Origin of the sequence: Microbacterium sp. A84 (assembly GCF_051842815.1) — a bacterium.
In the GTDB taxonomy this organism is placed as follows: Bacteria; Actinomycetota; Actinomycetes; order Actinomycetales; family Microbacteriaceae; genus Microbacterium.
This window is the reverse complement of record NZ_JBPXMS010000001.1, coordinates 1-20532: the sequence shown is the minus strand read 5'-3', so window position 1 is coordinate 20532 and position 20532 is coordinate 1. Positions and strand designations below refer to the sequence as shown.

Below are 20532 nucleotides of genomic sequence, written 5' to 3'. Positions count from 1 at the left end.
CATCGAGCTGTCCTGGGTCATTTCTTCTCCTTGGTCGGTGAAAGCCTGTCGATGCTGTCCAGTGCACGTTCGAGATCCTGGCGCTTCGTGCCAGGGGCGACGAGCCGATCCCAGACGGTGATCCCCACCAGCGCGTCGATCTGATCGCGGTGCTCGCGATTCTCCGTGTCGAGCCCGTGGCGCAGCAAACGGCGCCTGAGAGTGTGCCGCACCCGGCGCGTGATGAGCTCACCGGCTGCGCCACTGCTCGGATTCAGCGACCACGCCATCTGTGCAATCGCGGTGCCGCGGCGTTCCGGTCCGGCGGGGATCTCAGGCGCATCGGCTCTGGGATCGTCGGGAAGCACAAGCTGTGACAGCAGCGTCAGAATCCCGGCGAGCACGGCCCAGGCGATGGTGAACGCAAGTTCCACGCCCACGCCGAGGAACAGAACGAGTGCCACGCCGACGGTGACCGCGAGCGCAGCAATAATTCGAGGACGCGTCATCGCCACCCCTCCTCGATGCTCCGAAGCGCCGCGCGCGCTCTGTCCCGGTCACCCTCGTCGGCTGCGAGATCTCCGAAGCGCACGTTCTCGTACAGTCGCAGCAGCTCGCGCGCAGCATCCGAGATGCCCTCACGGCGGGTGATGATGCGCAATGCGAATTCTGATGGCGTTTCGCTCATACCGCGTGCCGTGCCGGCATCCGCTGCGCTCTCTTCGAGGCCCACCCACGCGGCGATGATGGCGTCCGTCGGAACAGCACGCTCGTCGATGAGCCGCAGTGCACCCTGGATCCCACGGCGGATCACAGGGGCCGCAACGTCTGGTTCGTCGGGCAGGGCCTGCTCCTGGAGGTCGAGCCCGACATCGCTGCCGTCACGGATGCGCATCGGACGATCGCGCCACGCGCGCATCAGTGCACGCACCACCAGCACAATGATGGCGATTGCCGCTGCGCTCGCGAGCACGAAGAAGATGACCCCGATGATCGCGCCGACAATGTCTGAGTTCGACTCCGGAAGCGGAGTCGGGATGCCGGTCGGCATCGGCTCGCTGCTCGCTTCGACAGGCAGGATCTCGCGCGACTCAAGCACCGGTGGGTTGATGTCGGGAATCCCCTGCACAGATGCCGCGATCATGACGATCAGAAACAGGCCGACAACAGAGCCGAACATCGCGAGCCGCTTCACGCCACGCACTGACCTTGGATCGAGGTGTTGCCGCGCATGTCTTCACCCTATGGGGTGGGTACGAGTCACTTCCCCATGCGGCCGGTAAATGGGGATAACCCATCACGGAGGGTCGCGATCTCTTCGACGTTCATGTGCACTGCGGCCATGACAAGGTGCGGCACATCCACGGCGCGGGCGCGAAGTTCTCTGCCAGCCTCAGTGAGTGTGATGTCGAGGCGACGCTCATCTTCGCTGCTGCGTTCGCGCGCAATGAGGCCTTCTTTCTCCAGCCGCTTGACCAGCGGAGATGCCGTCGCAGAGTCGAGGGCGAGGTCGGCAGCGAGATCGTTCAGTGCGCGAGGCGATCGCTCCCATAGCGCTAGCATCACCAGATACTGCGGATGAGTGAGCCCCAGCGGCTCGAGGATCGGCCGATAAATCGACACGACATTGCGGGCCGCGGTCACGAGCGCAAAGCAGAGCTGATTTTCCAGCTTGAGTAGCTCATCGGAATTCGTCACAGCTCGATTATACATATTGCACTAACAGTTAGTACACTAAGTGTCATGGAGAACAGTTCAGAACATGTGCCGCTTCGCACACGCATCCGCGAAGCGGGCGGGCTGTACAGGTGGTTTAACTCGCACCTGATCCGCCTCGCAGGCCCGGCCGCCGTCGGTCCGTATGAGTCGACGCCACCGCCCAGTGCTGCGGAGCGCGCCGAACGCGCCTGCCCGCTGTGCGGCCGCCCGATGACTGAGCATGAAATCGACCGCTCCGGATCGAAGCCGTTGATGCACTGCCCGCGGTCCTAACCACGGGGCCACGGGCACAGTGCCGCTCAGCGGCCTGAGTTGTCCTCGCGTGCGACATCCAGCCAGAACATCAGCTCGTCATCGTCAGCGAGCGCATCCGACGCTACATCCAGCCAACCCGACTTCATCGTGCGCGAGCCCATGACGGCGCGCGCCGCACCCGGTCGCAAGACCAGCACCGCCGCCTGCTCGTCCGAGACGTGCACGAGCAGCAGTCCGCCCTTGCGCGCGCCCACGAGGATGCGCCCATGGAGCAGGAAGGCACGGCTGCCGAACATGCTCTTCTCCTCGAGTCCTGGCTCTTCGCCCAGAAGAGCCCTGACTCGGTCAGCCAGCTCGGTCCCTCTCGCATCCACCATGGTGTCGCCCCGGTTTAGGCGTGGCCGGCGCGCTCCATCGCGCGCAGCTCTTTCTTGAGGTCTTGCGCTTCGTCTCGCAATCGTCCGGCGAGTTCGAACTTCAGTTCTCCGGCCGCAGCAAGCATCTGGTCGGACAGATCCTGGATCATCGCTTCCAGCTGCTCAGCACCCTCGGCTGCGATGCCCACTCGCCGCAACTGCGGTGTCGGACTCTTGCCCTTGCCAGACTTCATACCTTTGCCGCGCAGCAGCTCCTGAGTGTCGGATGCTTCACGGTTCAGCACGTCCGTGATGTCGGCGATCCGCTTGCGCAGCGGCTGCGGGTCGATCCCGTGCTCCAGGTTGTACGCGACTTGCTTCTCACGACGACGATCGGTCTCCTCAATGGCCTTCGCCATCGAATCGGTGATCCTGTCGGCGTACATGTGCACCTGGCCGGAGACGTTTCGAGCGGCACGGCCGATCGTCTGAATCAAAGACGTACCGGAGCGGAGGAACCCCTCCTTATCGGCATCCAGGATCGCCACCAGAGACACCTCAGGAAGGTCGAGGCCCTCGCGCAGCAGGTTGATTCCGACCAATACGTCGTAGACGCCAGCGCGCAGTTCGCTGAGCAGTTCGACGCGGCGAAGGGTGTCGACATCGGAGTGCAGGTAGCGCACTCGGACACCATGTTCGCTGAGGAAGTCGGTGAGCTCTTCAGACATTTTCTTCGTCAGCGTCGTCACGAGCACACGCTCATTGCGCTCGGCTCGAAGTCGAATCTCTTCCAGCAGATCGTCAATCTGCCCCTTGGACGGCTTCACGATGATCTCGGGGTCGATCAGCCCCGTGGGGCGGATGATCTGTTCAACGATGCCGTCGGCGATGCCCATTTCGTATTTGCCGGGGGTCGCCGAGAGGTACACCGTCTGGCCGATACGGTTCTTGAACTCGTCCCACCGCAGGGGTCGGTTGTCCATCGCACTCGGCAGACGGAAACCGTGATCCACGAGTGTGCGCTTGCGCGAGGCATCACCTTCGTACATCGCGCCGATCTGCGGCACCGCCACGTGAGACTCGTCGATCACCATCAGGAAGTCGTCGGGGAAGAAGTCGAGCAGTGTGTGCGGAGGCTCCCCCGGTTCTCTGCCGTCCATATGGCGCGAGTAGTTCTCGATCCCGGAGCAGAAGCCGAGCTGCTGCAACATCTCGAGGTCGAACGTCGTGCGCATGCGCAGACGTTGCGCTTCGAGCAGCTTTCCCTGACGTTCGAACTCGGCCAGGCGCTCTTCAAGTTCAGCTTCGATCGTTCGGATCGAGCGATGGATCACATCGGTTCCGGCAACGTAGTGCGAAGCGGGGAAGATCGGCACCGCATCAAGTTTCGCGATGATCTCGCCGGTGAGCGGATGCAGTGAATACAGGGCTTCGATCTCGTCGCCGAACAGCTCGATGCGGATCGCTGTCTCTTCATAGACCGGGATGATCTCGATCGTGTCGCCGCGTACGCGGAAGTTGCCGCGCGAGAAATCGACATCGTTGCGGTTGTACTGCATCGCGATGAATTGACGGATAAGGGCGTCGCGGTCGTAACGCTCCCCCACCTGAAGAGCAACCATCGCCCGCAGGTACTCTTCCGGGGCACCGAGTCCGTAGATGCACGACACCGTGGAGACGACGATGACATCGCGGCGGCTGAGCAGCGAATTCGTCGTGGAGTGACGTAGTCTCTCGACCTCCGCGTTGATGGAGGAGTCTTTCTCAATGAAGGTATCCGTCTGTGGAACGTATGCCTCGGGCTGGTAATAGTCGTAGTACGAGACGAAGTACTCCACCGCGTTGTTCGGCATGAGCTCACGGAACTCATTCGCCAGCTGCGCCGCGAGCGTCTTGTTGTGTGCGAGCACCAGGGTGGGCCGCTGAACCTGTTCGATCAGCCAGGCCGTCGTCGCCGACTTGCCAGTTCCTGTTGCGCCGAGCAACACGACATCAGTCTCACCGGCGTTGATACGCGCCGTGAGTTCAGCGATCGCCTGCGGCTGGTCACCGGCGGGCGTGTAATCGCTGATCACCTCGAACGGACGGACACTGCGCGTAGGTTGCATCCTTCCAGCGTAAGCGGAGCCTCAGACATCGGGGTCGCGCATCTAGAGTAGGGCTGTGATCGAGTTCCTCATCGGCTCCAGCCTCGCAGCATCCGCCGGCCTCAACGCGTGGATGCCGTTGTTCCTGCTGGGCCTCGCCGACCGGTTTCTTCCTGCGGTGGAGCTCCCCTCCGGATGGTCATGGATCTCCAGCGATATCTCGCTATGGGTGCTCGGTGTTCTGCTGCTGATTGAAGTTATCGCAGACAAGATCCCTGCGCTCGATTCGATCAATGACGTCATCCAGAGCGTGCTGCGCCCGGCATCCGGCGGCATCGTGTTCGGCGCGGGGGCGAGTGCACAGACTGTGGCGGTGACTGACCCTTCGTCGTTCTTCTCCGATAACACCTGGGTCCCGATCGTCACCGGCATCGTCATTGCGCTCATCGTCCACGTCGTCAAGGCGACCGCACGCGTGGCCGCGAACACCGTCACCGGCGGTCTCGCTGCCCCGGCGCTCAGCACTGCCGAGGACGGAGCATCCTTCCTGCTCGCGGCCCTCGCCATCGTCGTTCCGGTGCTCGCGGCGCTGCTCCTGGTCGGGCTGATCGTGGCGGTCGTCGTGTTCTTTCGCCGACGTCGTCGCACGCGCGAGCAGTCGATCCCCAGTGCCGGGTCGCTACAACCGCCGACACTTTAGGACTACTCAGGCGCCGTCGGCCACTCGGACATACGGCGTGGTCGTCGAGACCTTCACCAGGCCTGCACGCTCAAGGATCGGACGCGAGAACTCGGTGGAGTCCGAGTTCAGGTACTTCTTGCCTCGTTCCAGCGCTGAACGCGCCCGCTGAGCGGTCAATGCGCGATAAATGCCGCGTCCACGCCATTCTGGCACGGTCGCACCGCCCCAGAGCCCAGCGAAATCGGTGTCGGCCACGGGCTCCAGCCGCCCCGCACTGACGACACGACCGTCGACCAGCGCGATCCACAATTCGGTGTCGGCTCCGCCGGCGATGCTCGCCACGGTAGCCTCGGCACGCTCCTTCCACGCAGGATCGCCGAAGATCTCGCCCTGCATGCGCTCCATCGCGAAGATCTCGGCGTCGCTGCGGACCTGACGGATCTCGACGCAGTCCGGCACGGTCACATTCTTGGCGAGCAGCGCGGCCTCACCGATCATGATCGACTCGGGATCCTCCGGCACGAAATCACGCGCGATGAGCGTCTCGTGCAGCCCGGGCGCGACATCATGCGAGCGGGTCTTCCACTCGATTCTGGTGACGTCCTCACGTGCGGCAAAGTGGGCGATCGCCGCATCGACGTACCCGGTGACCAGTGCCACGTCGGCGCCGGCGAGATCTGCGTAGGTGACGAAGCCGTAGCCGCCAGCGAACACCGCGAACCACAGCGGTCCGTGTCGTCCGGTGCGATCAGCGTGCAGAAGTTCCGATTCAGCGCGGAGTTGGAGATCGTAAGCATCCAAAAGTCGGTGTGGCACGGACTGAGTCTAGGGATGCTTCGCACAAGGCGACCGCAGCAGCATCATCGCGATGAGCGCTGCGATACATCCCATGGCGATCACGGCGGTAAGGAACCATCCCCAGCCGGCGTGACCGAACACGAGGCCGAGCGCCCATCCGAACACGCTCGATCCGGCGTAATAGGCGAAGTAGTACAGTGACGGCGCCTGCGCACGACTCTCCGGATCGGCAAGGATGGGCGCCCAACTCGAGGCGATCGCGTGCGCACCGAAAAAGCCTGCGGTGAAGATCACGAGCCCCACGAGGATGACAACCGACACCGGAACGAGCATCAGCGCCGCACCCGAGACGAACAGCCCGATCGCCCCGAGTAGCACGATGCGTCGTCCGTGGCGCGCGGCCAGCACGCCTGCCCAGGGTGATGAGACGGTGCCCGCCAGATACGCGAGGAACAGCAAAGTGACCACCCAGACTGGCAAGAGGAACGGTGGTGCGATGAGGTGGAAGCCGAGGTAGTTGTACACCGCGACGAACGCGCCCATAAGCAGGAACCCCTGCGCGTAGAGCGCGAGCAGCCGCGGTGAACGCAGAGCAGCGACAAGCCGCGTGAGCAGGCCGGGTCCGGCATCCGCTCGCAAGCGCCCTGGAACGAATCTGCGCGCTCGTGGAACCAACCAGAGAAACAGCACGGCAGCGACAGTGCAGAGCAGCGTGACACTCCAGACGCCGACTCGCCAGTCGAACGCCTCTCCCAGCGGCCCGGCGATCAGACGCCCGGACAGGCCGCCGACCGTGGTGCCCGCGGTGTAGCTGCCTGCAGCGGTCGCAACGTGCCATGCGTGCACTTCCTCGCTGAGGTAAGCGAGCGCAACCGCAGGCACGGCACCGAGCGCGAGCCCCTCACCGAGGCGTAGGACCAGAAGCATCGTGATCTCGGTGCTGAGCGGTGCCGCGAGCCCGAAGAAGGTGGCGGCGATGATACCGATCGCCATCGCCGGGATGCGCCCGATGCGATCCGCGACAAGAGACCATGGGATGACAGCGGCGGCGATTCCGAGTGTTGCCGCCGAAATCGTCAGAGCCGCCGTTGCCGCGGAGACACCGAGGTCGGTGGAAATCTCCGGCAAGACCGCCTGCAGCGAGTACAACTGCGCGAATGTCGCGACACCGGCGAAGAACAGTCCGGCGATCAGATGCCGGTAGGAACGAGAGCCGGGAACGTGCCCGGAGAATCCGTCTGGATTCACTCGCTCGTGAGCTTCTTCCAGAGCGCATCCACCTGTTCGTGGGTGTGCTCCAGCGTGCCGGCGGTGTCGATGACGACGTCCGCGATGGCGAGCCGCTTCTCGTCGGACACCTGGGCGTTGATGCGGTCCTGGGCCGCCTGCCGCTCCATACTGCGCAGCTCAATGAGCCTCTGCAGTCGCACTTCCGCTGGCGCGTGCGCGACGACGATCAACTCCCATGGGTCATCCGCACGGGCTTCAACGAGCAGCGGAACGTCATAGAGGACCACCGGTTGCGGATCCTGGGCGAGAGCCTCGTTCATCCGCCGCTTCGACTCTGCTCGCACCGCTGGATGCACGATCGCGTTGAGTCGCTTCAGAGCATCGGCATCTCCGAACACTCGCGACCCCAGTGAGGCACGGTCAAGTGAGCCGTCGGGGAGCAGGATGTCGGCTCCGAAGGCGTCGGCCATCTGCTGGAGTACGGGCGAACCGGCGGCCTGCACATCGCGCACGATCTGATCGGCATCCACCACGACGGCTCCGTAACCGGAGAGGCGTGCGGCAATCGTGGACTTTCCGGATGCGATTCCGCCGGTCAGCGCAATGAGAGGCATGCGTCCATCCTGGCATGCGGCGATCGTAGGTCCGTCGTGCACAACTGCGGATCCGGCGTGCGACACGCCGCCTGCGGGCATCCGTTCACGGCGATTTACTCCCGCGATCCGCAGTTGTGCTCGGGACAAGCATCCGGAAACGCGGAACGGGCCGCCACCCGAAGGTGACGACCCGTTCCAGAAAAAGCGTGCTTACGCGTTGCCGCCCGAGAGCTTCTCGCGCAGAGCCGCGAGAGCCTCGTCGTCAGCAAGCGTGCCAGCGCCGGAGTCGCTCGTGAACGTCTGCGATGCGGCGAAGTCGTCGCCCGCAGCTGCCTCGGCCTCGGCTGCCTTGGCAACCGCAACCTTGTGAGCTTCCCAGCGAGTCTGGGCTGCAGCGTACTCCTGCTCCCAAGCTTCGCGCTGAGTGTCGAAGCCGTCCTTCCAAGCGCCGGTCTCGGGGTCGAAGCCCTCCGGGTACTTGTACTCGCCGTTGTCGTCGTACTCGGCAAGCATTCCGTACAGTGCCGGGTCGAACTCGGTGCCGTTGGGGTCAACCGACTCGTTGGCCTGCTTGAGCGACAGCGAAATGCGGCGACGCTCGAGGTCGATGTCGATGACCTTGACGAAGACCTCTTCACCGACAGAGACAACCTGCTCGGCCAGCTCGACGTGCTTGCTGGAGAGCTCGGAGATGTGAACGAGACCCTCGATGCCGTCTGCGACGCGAACGAACGCACCGAACGGAACGAGCTTGGTGACCTTGCCCGCAGCGATCTGACCGATCGCGTGGGTGCGGGCGAAGACCTGCCACGGGTCCTCCTGCGTCGCCTTCAGCGACAGGGAGACACGCTCACGGTCGAGGTCGACCTCAAGGATCTCGACGGTGACCTCCTGGCCAACCTCGACAACCTCAGAAGCGTGCTCGATGTGCTTCCAGGACAGCTCAGAGACGTGCACGAGGCCGTCCACGCCACCCAGGTCAACAAACGCACCGAAGTTGACGATCGACGAGACAACACCCTTGCGAACCTGACCCTTGTGCAGGTTGTTGAGGAAGGTCGTACGCGACTCGGACTGCGTCTGCTCGAGCAGCGCGCGGCGGCTCAGAACAACGTTGTTGCGGTTCTTGTCCAGCTCGAGGATCTTGGCCTCGATCTCCTGGCCCAAGTACGGGGTCAGGTCGCGGACGCGGCGCAGCTCGATGAGCGAGGCCGGCAGGAAGCCACGGAGACCGATGTCAACGATGAGGCCACCCTTGACGACCTCGATGACGGTTCCGGTGACAACACCGTCGTCTTCCTTGATCTTCTCGACGTCGCCCCAAGCGCGCTCGTACTGCGCACGCTTCTTGGACAGGATCAGACGGCCTTCCTTGTCCTCCTTCTGGAGAACAAGAGCCTCAACCACGTCGCCGACCTTGACAACATCGTTGGGGTCAACATCGTGCTTGATGGAAAGTTCGCGGGAGGGGATGACACCCTCGGTCTTGTACCCAACATCGAGCAGAACCTCATCGCGGTCGATCTTGACGATCGTGCCTTCGATGATGTCGCCGTCGTTGAAGAACTTCAGAGTCTTCTCGACCGCGGCCAGGAAGTCCTCAGCAGATCCGATGTCGTTGATGGCGACCTGCTTGGTGGCCGGGGCGGTCGTTGCGGTAGTCATTTAGTAGGTTGTCCTTGTGGGTGGAAACTCGGGCTTTTCGATGCTCACGCACGCGTGATTCATCATCGGAAAGCAAATGGATTTGGTGTAATCGACACTGGGCGCGCATGTCCACGCCACAAGTGACACTTCAGAATATCAGAGAAACCTCCATCCCGAAGCTGTGGATAACTTCGGCGGGAGACCGGGAGTTCGCGTTACCGTGTGCGAGTGACTTTCCTGCGATCGAGGGCGAACCGGATTCGGACGCTGGCGCTGCTGGCACTGGCCGCAGGAACGCTGTGCGCCTGTGCGCCTGAGCCAGTTCCGACCCCGACACCGACTGCCGCGTTCGCGACGGAAGAAGAGGCGTTCGCCGCCGCGGAGGAGGTATACCGGGCTTACATCACTACGTTCAACAAGATCGATCTGCAGGACCCCACGACGTTCGAGGGACTCTCCGAATTCACCACCGGGGACTATCTGAGCAGTGAACGAGAATCGCTAAGCCAGATGCACGCCAATGGACAGATTCGCGGCGGCGAGATCATAGTTGTCACGTTCCAAGGCACCGAGTACTCCGCTGCTGGCGCCGTCCTGACAACGACGTGCAACGACGTGAGTGGGACTACATTCACTGATGAGAACGGGAATAGCCTGGTTCCTGAGGATCGCCCCGACCGCTATGCCTTACTCCTGACATTCAACCTGGCCGACTCGTCGCTACGTCTCGAGAAGGCCGTATCAACCTCAGATGCGACATGCTGAGCGCAGGAATCCTAGCCATGGGATTGGCGTCCCTCAGCCTTGCTTCGCCGAACGAATTTGACGCGCGGTGCACTTCGATCGAACAGTCCACGACTGGCTGCATTGACGACGATGGCGTCACCATCGGCGGCACCGAGGTGATTCCAGGGTCGCCGGGGAATTCTGAACCTCCACGAAGCACACCCATCGGCAACGACGGCCAGGAATCCGATCCTCCGCCCAATCCGAACGACGCCGATTTCGCCGCGTGTCTACACGATTGGAACTCCTACCTCCGCTGTTTCGAAAACGCAGAGCAAGACCCAGACGAGGAAGTGGAAGACGTCGTCGAGATTCCCGCCGTCACGATCACTGATGTTGCTCGTTTCGCACCACAGGGGTCCATCGTCGCCGGCGAACCCGACAATGTCGGTGTCGTCGGCCTTCCGGCGAACTTCGTGGCGGCGGCATCCGAGCACAGTGTGGGCGGCGAGCTGTTCGGCTTCCCTATGACGGTGCGGTTCACCCCGTCGGGCTATGACTTCGATTACGGCGACGGCACCACAGTGAGCACTATGACGGGTGGCCAGAGCTGGGACGCACTCGGCCAGGCCCAGTTCACCCCCACCGACACGAGTCACACCTACGCAGATCGTGGCACCTACTTCGCTCACGTGAATGTTCGATACACAGCCGCGGTTGATTTTGGCATCGGCTGGTTCCCCATCACCGGAGAGGTAACTGCGACCGGCGCCGCGCAGGAGGTCCGCATCTTCGAAGCGCATACCGCACTGGTCGCCCACACCTGCCAGCAGAACGCCGCCTCCCCCGGCTGCTGACCACGGCGCGTCGGAGGCCTGTGCAATGCTGAACTCATGAGCGACAAGCTGATGCTGCTGGACACCGCGTCCCTCTACTTCCGGGCGTTCTACGGCGTGCCCGACAAGGTGAAAGCCCCCGACGGATCCTCGGTGAATGCGGTGCGCGGCCTGCTCGACATCGTCGCGAAGCTCGTCAAGCTCTACGAGCCGACACACATCGTCGCCTGCTGGGACGACGACTGGCGCCCGCAATGGCGAGTTGACCTCATCCCCAGCTACAAGGCACACCGGGTCGTCGAAGTTGTCGCCACCGGTCCCGACGTCGAGGAGGTTCCTGACCCACTCGAGGCGCAGCTTCCGCTCATCCGCGAGGCGCTGACTGCGCTCGGCATCCCCATCGTCGGCGTCAGCGAGCATGAGGCTGATGACGTCATCGGCGCTCTCGCGACCCGCGCCACCATGCCCGTTGACATCGTCACCGGTGATCGCGATCTTTTCCAACTCGTCGACGACGGTCGCAGCATCCGCGTCGTCTACACGGCACGGGGCATGAGCAACCTTGAGGTCGTCTCTGATGAGACAGTCGTGAAGAAGTACGGCGTACTCCCCTCGCAGTACGCCGACTTCGCAACGCTGCGCGGTGATGCGTCCGATGGACTCCCCGGTGTCGCTGGAGTCGGCGACAAGACGGCCGCCACACTGCTGCAGGCGCACGGTGACCTCGCCCAGATCCGGGCCGCCGCAGCTGCCGGTGATGGCATGAGTGCCGGAGTGCGCGCGAAGATCCTCGCTTCATCCGCTTACCTCGATGTCGCGCCAACCGTGGTCGAGGTCGCCAGAGCACTCGACATCACACCTCCGACCGATGCTGTGCGCGCGCTCGATCCGGCCGAGTCAGACGTCGCCGTCGCGCTCGCCCAGCGGTGGAATCTCGGCTCGTCGATGGATCGAGCCATCGCGGCGCTCGCAAGATAGCGAAGCGGCTCAGGCCCGGCGGAACGCGACGAGCATCGCCGCGATCAGCGCAGTCGTGTACACGATGGTCACGGCGAGAACGCCCAGGAGCGGCAGACGCCAGTCACCGCTGCTTTCGTGTAGCGCGCCCATCAGCGGTGCCCCGAAGGCCGCGAACAGATACCCGCCGCCCTGGACGAACGCAGACATCGTCGCAGCCTCACCATTCGTGCGCGATACGCGAACCAGCCCGGTGAAGATCAGCACGAACCCGCTCGAATGCGCGATGGCCCCGAACGAAGCCCAAACGCCCGCGAGTTCTGGGGCAAGCAGCATCCCGAGAACCATGGTGCCGAAACAGGCGCCCATGAGCACTGCAGCCGGCACCGCTCCGACATACTTCAGCAACGCCGGTGCGAGCATCGCGCCAGCGATGGCCACGCCCTGGAACAGCGACGCCAGCGCGCCGGCGGTCGCAGCATCCGTATCGGTCGTCTCGATCAAGATCGTCGGCAGCCATGTCGACATCGCGTAGTAGATCGCTGACTGCGAGGCGAACGCAGCGAGCAGCAGCCACACGATCGGGCGCCGAAGCGTTGCGGCGATACGACTGTCAATGACAACGGGCATGGGTCCGGTGATCGCCTCGGCAGATGCAGACTCGCCAGGTTCTGCGCGTGCTGGCTCGCCCGAAAGCCGCTCAGTAGTGCTTTCCGATCGAGACCGCACCATGTGCACGATCCAGAGCCCGATACCAACGACGGTGAACACGCCCCACAACAACAGCGCGAGCGACCAACCGGTGATCGCTGCCAGCGGCACGGTGCCCAGCGCCGTCGTGAGCGAACCGACATTCATCGTCGCCGTGTACGCAGCGGTGGCGATCGCGGTGCGCTCTGGCGGCAGATCACGTCGGATGATCACGGGGATCACGACGTTCCCGATCGTGATCGCCGCCCCCATGATCAGCATGCCGGTGAGCATCGCCCCGAAGCCCGGCAACGCACGCACGAACGTCCCGATCAGCACGCCGCTCAGGGAAAGCAGCAGGGCGAGTTCCGGTCCTGCTCGTCGAATAAGGAGTGCGGCGAATGGCGTCAACGCGGCGAACATGAGCACCGGCGCCGTCGTGAGTAGACCAGCGGATGCTGAGCTAATACCGAGATCGACGATGATGTCCGGCAGTACCGGCGTGAGCGCAATAATCGGACCGCGCAGACTGAGCGCGGCCACCAATATCCCGGCCAGCACGAGCCACGGGAACGCGCGTCGAGTCAGTCTGCCCACGCCCGCAGCCGGTCTACGCCCCACGTCGTCACGATTCGCTCAGCCGGAACGCCAGCCTTCTCGGCGCGCTCAGCACCATAGTCCAGCAGCGAGAGATGCCCTGGGGCGTGCGCGTCGGAATCCAAGGAGAACAGGCACCCGGCCTCCAACGCCATCGCGATCAGCTCGTCCGGTGGGTCCTGCCGTTCGGGGCGGGAATTGATCTCCACGGCCACGCCGTTCTCCGCACACGCGTCGAACACGGCACGCGCGTCGAACTGTGACGGAGGCCGCGTTCCACGCTCCCCCTGCACGAGCCGTCCGGTGCAGTGGCCGAGCACATTCACCTGCGGATGTGAGACGGCGGCGATCATGCGAGCCGTCATCGGCCGCGACTCCATTCGCAGGTGGGAATGCACGGATGCCACGACGATGTCGAGGTCGTTCAGCAGCGCCGGCTCCTGGTCGAGGCCGCCATCGTCAAAAATGTCGACCTCGATTCCCGCCAGCATCGTGAAGTCATTCGTGGACTCGGCGCGCACCAGCGGAACCTGCTCGCGAAGACGCTCAGCCGACAGCCCGCGAGCAACCTTAAGTCTGGGCGAATGGTCGGTGATCGCGAGGTACTCGTGACCGAGCGCCCGCGCAGACTCCGCCATGGTGCGGATGGGAGTCGTACCGTCGGACCACTCGGTGTGCGAGTGCAGGTCGCCGCGCAGCTTGCGGCGCAGTTCAGAAACACGTTCCGGCTCCACGTCACCGCGCAATTCGACTAGATACTCGGGAACCTCGCCAGCTTGTGCCTGTCGGATGACGGCAAATGTGGAATCGCCGATGCCTTTGGCCGCGCGCAGCCGGGTGGGGTCATCCCGCACCGTCACAGGAAGCCCCTGAAGCGTCGCCGCAGCCTGGCGAAACGCCTTGGCACGATAACGCGACGCCCGCTCACGCTCGAGCAACGTCGCGATCTCGAGCAGAGCAGCAACGGGATCCATGTTCGCTCACATCGAAGCGAGCTCGCGAGTGGCTTGCACCCACGCATCCAGCTTCGCAACTGCGCTGCCATCATCGATCGCGGCTTCAGCCAGGGCGAAGCCATCGCGCAGACGCTCAAGGATCGGCCGCTGCACCTGCGTCGCATCCTGTGAAAGCTCGAAGGCGACGATTCCCGCAGCCGCGTTCAGCAGAACGATGTCTCGCACCGCCCCCTTCTTGCCTTCCAGGGTGTCGCGCAGGACACCGGCGTTGTGCTCGGGTGAGCCACCGATGAGGTCGGCAATCTCCGCCGTGGGGATGCCGAGGTCGCGCGGATCAAGGTCGTGCTCATGGATGTCGCCACGAGTGACCTCCCAGATGCGGCTGTGACCGGTGGTGGTCAGCTCGTCGAGGCCGTCATCCCCGCGGAAGACCAGCGCGGTCGCACCACGGGTGCGGAACACGCCTGTGATCAGCGGCACCCGTTCGAGCTGAGCGACGCCGACAGCATTCGCCTCTGCGCGAGCCGGGTTGCAGAGCGGACCCAGCATGTTGAATACGGTCGGTACGCCGAGTTCAGCGCGTGCATTACCTGCGTGCTTAAAACCAGGGTGGAAGGCCGCAGCCCACGCAAACGTGATGCCTGTGCGCTCAAGAACCGTTGCGACGTCCGCTGGAGAGAGCGAGAGCTGAAGCCCCAGAGCCCCGAGCACATCTGAGGAACCCGATGCGGAACTCGCTGCACGATTGCCGTGCTTCACGACAGGAATCCCGGTCGCGCCGATGATGACCGCCGCGGTTGTCGACACGTTCACGGTGCCGATGAGATCGCCTCCGGTCCCGACGATGTCAAGAACGTCTGGCGAGACCGGGAGCGGGACGGCTGCTTCGAGAATCGCGTCACGGAAGCCAACAACTTCGTCGACCGTCTCACCCTTGGCACGCAGAGCAATGAGGAAACCGGCAAGTTTGGCATCCGACACGTCGCCCTGCATTACCTGGCGCATAGCCCAGGTCGACTCCCAGACGCTGAGGTCGCGCCGTTCCAGGAGAGTGGTGAGCACATGGGGCCAGGTCAGGGATTCAGCCATACCAGTGATCTTATCGGCGTGAATAAATTACTTGCGCACTGGCACCACAGCAGTGCATCCTTGATTTCCCTTGGATTCACCGAAGATTCGCAGGTGCTTCTTAGGCTCCCCTAAGCACCGGAACAGCGAAACGGATGCCATGGATGCAAGAATCACGCTCGGAGATCGGCCATAATGGAGGAGTGACCACCTCAGCGACCTATGCCCCGGCGGCAAGAACCATTAAGCGCCCGAACCCGGTAGCTGTCGGCACCATCGTGTGGCTCGGCAGCGAGGTGATGTTCTTCGCGGGACTATTCGCGATTTACTTCACCCTCCGAAGCACATCACCCGAACTCTGGGCCGACCGCACTGCTTTGCTGAACGTGACGTTCGCAGCAATCAACACCGCGATCCTTGTACTCTCCTCCGTCACGTGCCAGATGGGCGTGTTCGCGGCAGAAGACCTTCAGGCCTACCGCATCAAGAACGGTCAGGTGAACGGCGCAGGCCGTCGCCGCCTCTTCGGATGGGGAATGGTCGAGTGGTTCTGGCTCACCTTCGCGCTCGGCGCGATCTTCGTCTCCGGTCAGGTATGGGAGTACGCAACTCTGGTTGCGGAAGGCCTGCCGATCCAGGCTGATGCATACGCCTCGGCGTTCTATATCACCACGGGCTTCCACGCCCTCCACGTCACTGGCGGACTCATCGCGTTCCTGCTCATCATCGGTCGCGCGTTCGCAGTGAAGAACTTCACACACAAGGAGGCGACCTCCTCGATCGTGGTGTCCTACTACTGGCACTTCGTCGATGTCGTCTGGATCGTGCTGTTCTTCGTCATCTACTTCCTGAAATAAGAGCGGAGCTGACCTGCGAAATGGCACTTGAGAAGAAGCGTCGCTCAAACGGACGCCGTAGCCCCCTGGCCGCTGCCGCACTGATCGGAGCTGGCCTCCTGATCACCGGAGGCATCTACGCCGGAGCGTCTGCGGCAATCGCCTCAACAGACACACAGCCGACGGCGAGCACACAGCTCACCATCGACGACGGAGAGAAGCTGTTCCAGGCCAACTGCGCCACCTGCCACGGTCTTGACCTGCAGGGAACAGACAACGGCCCGAGCCTGTACGGCGTCGGCGAGCTCTCCGTCGAGTTCCAGCTGGCCACCGGCCGCATGCCCCTGCAGATGCAGGGCCCGCAGGCGCCGGAGAAGGAGCCACAGTTCACACAACCGCAGATCGAAGCCATGGCTTCCTTCGTGCAGGAACTGGCCCCCGGTCCCACCTACCCGTCTGACAAGACTCTTGACGGCGAAGGCGATGTATCGCACGGCGCCGAACTCTTCCGCGTCAACTGCGCGATGTGCCACAACGTGGCCGCCGCCGGTGGCGCGCTCACCGAGGGCAAGTACGCCCCTGGACTCGCCAACACGAGCGCCCTGCACATCTATGCGGCCATGGTCACCGGCCCGCAGAACATGCCGGTATTCTCCGACATGAACCTGTCGGACGAGGACAAGCGCGACATCATCTCGGCACTGCTGTACCAGCAGGATGCTGTGCAGATCGGCGGCTTCGCGCTTGGCTCGCTGGGCCCGGTCTCTGAGGGTCTGTTCATCTGGATCTTCGGAATCGGCGGCCTCGTTGCCATCTCCGTGTGGATCACGGCGAAGTCCAACTGACGCTTAATCATTCGAGAAGGAACGTACGAGGAGCACCATGGCAAACGACGACGACTCGCGGGCCCTTGACAGGGCCTACCAGCCCTCCCCGGGGCTGAGCGTCGCAGTCAGCGATCCTGCGCAGAACCCCGGGCTTCCGCCGCACCGCGAGCGGATGACCGACAAGGATCCGAAGGCGGAAAAGCGCGCGGCCCGCACTGTTTACACCCTGTTCTACCTGTCGCTCGCCGGCAGCATCTGGGCAGTCGCGGCATACATGCTGTTCCCTATCGAAGACCAGTCGTTGCTCGCGATCCGGTACAACAACCTCTTCATCGGTCTGGGAATCGGGTTCTCACTCCTATGCATCGGCATCGGGGCCATTCACTGGTCGAAGGCGCTGATGTCCGACAAGGAGCACATCGAGATGCGTCACCCCACCAGGGGTACGGACGCGACTCGTGAAGCCGCTGTCGAGGTCTTCGCGGCCGCCAATGAAGAATCCGGCTTTGGGCGTCGCACGATGATCCGCAACTCGCTGATCGCAGCGATCGTTGCATCCATCGTTCCCGGCATTGCGTTGTTCCGCGGTCTGGCTCCGCACAACAACGCCGGCGGCGACCCGATCGCGGGCGACCCGGTCGCCCTGCTGAACGAGACCATGTGGGAGAAGGGGCAGCGACTCGTACGCGACCCCGATGGCACCCCGATTCGCGCAGCGGACGTCACCCTCGGCTCGGCCTTCCATGTGATCCCGGAGGCTCTTGCCACAATGTCGCACCACGACGGCTACCTCGAGGAGAAGGCGAAGGCGATCGTACTGATGATGCGCCTGCGCCCGGAGCAGCTCATCGAGGCCGAGGACCGCAAGGACTGGTCGTACGACGGCATCGTCGCGTACTCCAAGGTCTGCACGCACGTCGGATGCCCTGTTGCACTGTATGAGCAGCAGACGCACCACCTGCTGTGCCCGTGCCACCAGTCGCAGTTCGACGTCACCGATCACGCAAAGGTCATCTTCGGCCCAGCCGCCCGGCCGCTGCCGCAGCTGCCTATTACCGTCGATGATGAGGGCTACCTCGTCGCACGCCACGGCTTCACCGAGCCTGTCGGCCCGAGCTTCTGGGAGCGCCATTGAGCACCGCAACGCTGTCCAAAGAGGACAAGGACAACACACCCCCTCTGGGAGGCCGATTTGTCGGTGCAGCATCGAACTACATCGATGAGCGCACCAGCATCTCCGGTTTCGTCAAGGAACTGGGTCGCAAGATCTTCCCCGACCACTGGTCGTTCATGCTCGGCGAGATCGCTCTGTGGAGCTTCGTCGTCGTTTTCATCTCCGGAACGTTCCTGACGTTCTTCTTCGACCCCTCGATGGTGCCCACGCACTACACGGGCGCCTTCGCCCCGATGCGTGGGCTGGAGATGTCAGCCGCATTCGAATCTGCACTGCGCCTTTCCTTCGATGTGCGCGGTGGTCTCCTGGTGCGCCAGATCCACCACTGGGCCGCACTCGTCTTTATCGCCGGCATCGGCGTGCACATGCTCCGCGTGTTCTTCACCGGTGCGTTCCGCAAGCCGCGTGAGATCAACTGGGTGATCGGCTTCGTGCTGTTCATCCTCGCTCTTGCAGAAGGCTTCACCGGTTACTCGCTTCCGGATGATCTGCTTTCGGGCAACGGTCTGCGCATCATCGACGGCATGATCAAGGGTCTTCCGCTGATCGGAACTTGGACCTCGTTCCTGCTCTTCGGTGGTGAGTTCCCCGGCAACGACATCGTCGGCCGCCTCTACTCGCTACACATCCTGCTGCTACCGCTTCTGGTCATCGGGCTGATCGTCGTGCACCTCATGCTCATGATCATCAACAAGCACACGCAGTTCGCCGGCCCCGGCCGCACGAACGACAATGTCGTGGGCTACCCGATGATGCCGGTGTACATGTCCAAGATGGGCGGCTACCTGTTCATCGTCTTCGGCACCATCGTGCTGATCGCGACGTTCTTCCAGATCCTGCCGTTCTGGGAGTACGGTCCTTACGACCCATCGCCAATTTCAGCTGGCACCCAGCCTGACTGGTACATCGGCTTCGCTGATGGTGCCCTGCGCCTGGCGCCTCCGAACCTGGATATCGTCTTGCTCGACCGCACTTGGTCGTTCGGAATCATCATCCCGGTGCTCGTGCTCGGACTGTTCATTGTCGCTGTCGCGATCTACCCCTTCCTCGAGGCGTGGGTCACGGGCGACAAGCGTGAGCACCACCTGGCTCAGCGCCCGCGCAACGCGGCAACGCGTACGGCGATCGGTGTTGCGGGTGTCCTCTTCTACGCGGTCCTGTGGGCGGCGGCATCCTCCGACCTCATCGCGACGCACTTCATGCTCACGATGGAAGGTGTGATCCACACTCTCCAGGCGCTACTGTTCCTCGGCCCGATACTCGGATACTTCGTCACGAAGCGCATCTGTATCGCGCTGCAGAAGAAGGACCGCGAGATCGTGCTGCACGGATATGAGTCCGGTCGCATCGTTCGCCTCCCTGGTGGCGAGTACATCGAAGTCCACCAGCCCGTCGACAAGTACGACCGCTGGAAGCTCATCGACATCGACAACTACGAGCCGCTCGTTGTGCGCCCGAACGCCAAGGGGCGCATCCCGTGGACCGAGAACGTGCGCTCGTCGATCTCTCGCTGGTTCTACGAGGATCGTCTCGCTCCGCTCACGCAGACCGAGGTTGCCGCTGCGGACGCTCACCAGCATCACGTGACGGCTCACACGGCCGAGGTTGAGGCCGAGGAGATCCAGGGCGCTCACGAGCGTGCTGGTGCCCCTGACGCCCCACTGACGCCTCCCACGGAGACTCACGTCGAAGAGACGCCGAACACTCCGAGTACCGTGATCGCCACAGATCCGGTCAAGAAGTCCAAGAAGAAGTCGGAGGAGGGCGAGTAACAACTCCCCTCCCCCTACTCAAGGGCCTCGTCCATCTGGACGGGGCCCTTCTTCGTATGGTCTGCAATGCACGCCGTCTGCCGTGCACGATGTGTCATGCACTCTCCTTGGCGTCGCCGCAGAATGGCGGGAATCCTGCGGTGCGCGACCGGAGCGAGCCTTCACCGTGCGGATCGGGCGGAATAGGCTGATGTCATGATCGATCGCGCTGACTTCTTCGCCGCAAAGCTCGCCTATGAGACGGACGCGAGCGATGTCTATGCCCGTCAGAAGGCCGGAGAAGATGTCGTGGTCATCGATGTCCGCTCTGACGAGGCATGGGCACAGGGGCGCGTTGCTGGCGCTGTGCACATGCACTACAGCGAGATCGCTTCACGTGCAGCACGGGAGATCCCGGCCGGCACCGACGTCGTCGTCTACTGCTGGAGTCCCGGATGTAACGCTGGAGCCAAGGGAGCGCTTGAGTTCGCGAGGCTTGGCTATCCGGTCCGTGAAATGATCGGAGGCTTCGAATATTGGGCCCGCGAGGGGTATCCGATCGCAGACCACGACGGTGTGCACCGCCGCCCAATCGACCCGCTCACCGGTGTCCCCCGCATCCGCACCCGCGCCTAGTTCCCCCTCCCCCAAAATTGCGAGTGGCCACTTGTGGCTCAGTTCCAGCAGGCGAAGTCATATGGTGGCAGCAACGTTCTTCTTGAAGGAGCGTTTCATGGTCAAGTTGTTCCCGCCGAATACTCGTAC

Annotated in this window: 22 protein-coding genes; 10 read left to right on the top strand and 12 right to left on the bottom strand. The window is 63.2% G+C overall.

Annotation, left to right across the window (positions count from 1 at the left end):
- Positions 1 to 17 precede the first annotated feature (17 nt).
- Genes ACSU04_RS00110 through ACSU04_RS00100 form a run of 3 tightly spaced genes read right to left on the bottom strand, consistent with a single transcriptional unit; the run spans position 18 to position 1692 of the window.
- On the bottom strand, positions 18 to 488 hold the full coding sequence (locus ACSU04_RS00110) for a hypothetical protein (protein ID WP_439288050.1): 471 nt from the start codon (positions 486 to 488) through the stop codon (positions 18 to 20).
- Positions 485 to 1183 carry a DUF4129 domain-containing protein gene (locus ACSU04_RS00105; protein ID WP_439288049.1) on the bottom strand — a complete coding sequence of 233 codons (699 nt, stop codon included), beginning with the start codon at positions 1181 to 1183 and terminating at the stop codon, positions 485 to 487. The genes ACSU04_RS00110 and ACSU04_RS00105 overlap by 4 nt, the downstream gene beginning before the upstream one ends.
- Before the next feature lie 56 nt (positions 1184 to 1239).
- On the bottom strand, positions 1240 to 1692 hold the full coding sequence (locus ACSU04_RS00100) for a MarR family winged helix-turn-helix transcriptional regulator (RefSeq protein WP_439288048.1): 453 nt from the start codon (positions 1690 to 1692) through the stop codon (positions 1240 to 1242).
- 30 nt (positions 1693 to 1722) lie between these two features.
- Here ACSU04_RS00100 and ACSU04_RS00095 point away from each other — a divergent pair, with 30 nt between their 5' ends.
- Positions 1723 to 1971, top strand: coding sequence for a hypothetical protein (locus ACSU04_RS00095; protein WP_439288047.1), 249 nt, complete (start codon positions 1723 to 1725; stop codon positions 1969 to 1971).
- A gap of 26 nt (positions 1972 to 1997) precedes the next feature.
- On the opposite strand, the gene ACSU04_RS00090 is transcribed toward ACSU04_RS00095, so the two are convergent.
- Entirely contained in the window at positions 1998 to 2330 is a 333-nt protein-coding gene (locus ACSU04_RS00090; protein WP_439288046.1) for a TfoX/Sxy family protein, read from the bottom strand.
- 14 nt (positions 2331 to 2344) lie between these two features.
- Positions 2345 to 4417, bottom strand: coding sequence for an excinuclease ABC subunit UvrB (uvrB, locus tag ACSU04_RS00085; protein ID WP_439288045.1), 2073 nt, complete (start codon positions 4415 to 4417; stop codon positions 2345 to 2347).
- 55 nt (positions 4418 to 4472) lie between these two features.
- On the opposite strand from uvrB, the gene ACSU04_RS00080 reads away from it, so the two are divergent.
- Positions 4473 to 5096: a DUF4126 domain-containing protein gene (locus ACSU04_RS00080; RefSeq protein ID WP_439288044.1), complete on the top strand. Its 624-nt coding sequence runs from the start codon at positions 4473 to 4475 to the stop codon at positions 5094 to 5096.
- 6 nt (positions 5097 to 5102) lie between these two features.
- On the opposite strand, the gene ACSU04_RS00075 is transcribed toward ACSU04_RS00080, so the two are convergent.
- The 4 genes from ACSU04_RS00075 to rpsA all read right to left on the bottom strand — a co-directional run bounded on the left by ACSU04_RS00075 (position 5103) and on the right by rpsA (position 9367).
- Positions 5103 to 5894 carry a GNAT family N-acetyltransferase gene (locus ACSU04_RS00075; RefSeq protein ID WP_439288043.1) on the bottom strand — a complete coding sequence of 264 codons (792 nt, stop codon included), beginning with the start codon at positions 5892 to 5894 and terminating at the stop codon, positions 5103 to 5105.
- Between the two features lie 9 nt (positions 5895 to 5903).
- A complete protein-coding gene (locus ACSU04_RS00070) occupies positions 5904 to 7124 on the bottom strand; it encodes an MFS transporter (RefSeq protein ID WP_439288042.1) in 1221 nt (406 codons plus the stop codon).
- On the bottom strand, positions 7121 to 7720 hold the full coding sequence (gene coaE / locus ACSU04_RS00065) for a dephospho-CoA kinase (protein ID WP_439288041.1): 600 nt from the start codon (positions 7718 to 7720) through the stop codon (positions 7121 to 7123). The genes ACSU04_RS00070 and coaE overlap by 4 nt, the downstream gene beginning before the upstream one ends.
- Positions 7721 to 7912: 192 nt before the next feature.
- On the bottom strand, positions 7913 to 9367 hold the full coding sequence (gene rpsA, locus ACSU04_RS00060) for a 30S ribosomal protein S1 (protein WP_439285637.1): 1455 nt from the start codon (positions 9365 to 9367) through the stop codon (positions 7913 to 7915).
- Positions 9368 to 9577: 210 nt separating this feature from the next.
- Here rpsA and ACSU04_RS00055 point away from each other — a divergent pair, with 210 nt between their 5' ends.
- From ACSU04_RS00055 to ACSU04_RS00045, 3 genes are read left to right on the top strand one after another with little or no spacing between them, the layout of a single operon-like run.
- Entirely contained in the window at positions 9578 to 10114 is a 537-nt protein-coding gene (locus ACSU04_RS00055; protein ID WP_439288040.1) for a hypothetical protein, read from the top strand.
- A 17-nt stretch (positions 10115 to 10131) separates the two neighbouring features.
- The gene (locus tag ACSU04_RS00050; RefSeq protein ID WP_439288039.1) at positions 10132 to 10932 is read left to right on the top strand and encodes a hypothetical protein; all 801 of its coding nucleotides are present in this window, start codon (positions 10132 to 10134) and stop codon (positions 10930 to 10932) included.
- A 36-nt stretch (positions 10933 to 10968) separates the two neighbouring features.
- Positions 10969 to 11889 carry a 5'-3' exonuclease gene (locus tag ACSU04_RS00045; RefSeq protein ID WP_439288038.1) on the top strand — a complete coding sequence of 307 codons (921 nt, stop codon included), beginning with the start codon at positions 10969 to 10971 and terminating at the stop codon, positions 11887 to 11889.
- 9 nt (positions 11890 to 11898) lie between these two features.
- Here ACSU04_RS00045 and ACSU04_RS00040 read toward each other — a convergent pair whose 3' ends face one another.
- From ACSU04_RS00040 to trpD, 3 genes are read right to left on the bottom strand one after another with little or no spacing between them, the layout of a single operon-like run.
- The gene (locus tag ACSU04_RS00040) at positions 11899 to 13155 is read right to left on the bottom strand and encodes an MFS transporter (RefSeq protein WP_439288037.1); all 1257 of its coding nucleotides are present in this window, start codon (positions 13153 to 13155) and stop codon (positions 11899 to 11901) included.
- Complete coding sequence (locus tag ACSU04_RS00035) at positions 13143 to 14129, bottom strand: PHP domain-containing protein (RefSeq protein ID WP_439288036.1); 987 nt, start codon at positions 14127 to 14129, stop codon at positions 13143 to 13145. Before ACSU04_RS00035 ends, ACSU04_RS00040 begins: the two co-directional genes overlap by 13 nt.
- Positions 14130 to 14135: 6 nt before the next feature.
- The gene (gene trpD / locus ACSU04_RS00030) at positions 14136 to 15200 is read right to left on the bottom strand and encodes an anthranilate phosphoribosyltransferase (protein ID WP_439285603.1); all 1065 of its coding nucleotides are present in this window, start codon (positions 15198 to 15200) and stop codon (positions 14136 to 14138) included.
- A gap of 143 nt (positions 15201 to 15343) precedes the next feature.
- Between trpD and ctaE the strand changes: the two genes are divergently transcribed.
- The 5 genes from ctaE (at position 15344) to ACSU04_RS00005 (ending at position 20403) form a co-directional block, all read left to right on the top strand.
- Positions 15344 to 16036 (top strand): aa3-type cytochrome oxidase subunit III, encoded by a 693-nt coding sequence (gene ctaE, locus ACSU04_RS00025; protein WP_439285601.1) that lies wholly within the window; start codon positions 15344 to 15346, stop codon positions 16034 to 16036.
- A 20-nt stretch (positions 16037 to 16056) separates the two neighbouring features.
- Positions 16057 to 16860: a cytochrome bc1 complex diheme cytochrome c subunit gene (qcrC, locus tag ACSU04_RS00020; protein ID WP_439285599.1), complete on the top strand. Its 804-nt coding sequence runs from the start codon at positions 16057 to 16059 to the stop codon at positions 16858 to 16860.
- Positions 16861 to 16897: 37 nt separating this feature from the next.
- Complete coding sequence (gene qcrA, locus ACSU04_RS00015) at positions 16898 to 17977, top strand: cytochrome bc1 complex Rieske iron-sulfur subunit (RefSeq protein WP_439285597.1); 1080 nt, start codon at positions 16898 to 16900, stop codon at positions 17975 to 17977.
- A complete protein-coding gene (qcrB, locus tag ACSU04_RS00010; protein WP_439288035.1) occupies positions 17974 to 19788 on the top strand; it encodes a cytochrome bc1 complex cytochrome b subunit in 1815 nt (604 codons plus the stop codon). Before qcrA ends, qcrB begins: the two co-directional genes overlap by 4 nt.
- Before the next feature lie 195 nt (positions 19789 to 19983).
- The gene (locus tag ACSU04_RS00005) at positions 19984 to 20403 is read left to right on the top strand and encodes a rhodanese-like domain-containing protein (RefSeq protein WP_439288034.1); all 420 of its coding nucleotides are present in this window, start codon (positions 19984 to 19986) and stop codon (positions 20401 to 20403) included.
- Positions 20404 to 20532 lie beyond the last annotated feature (129 nt).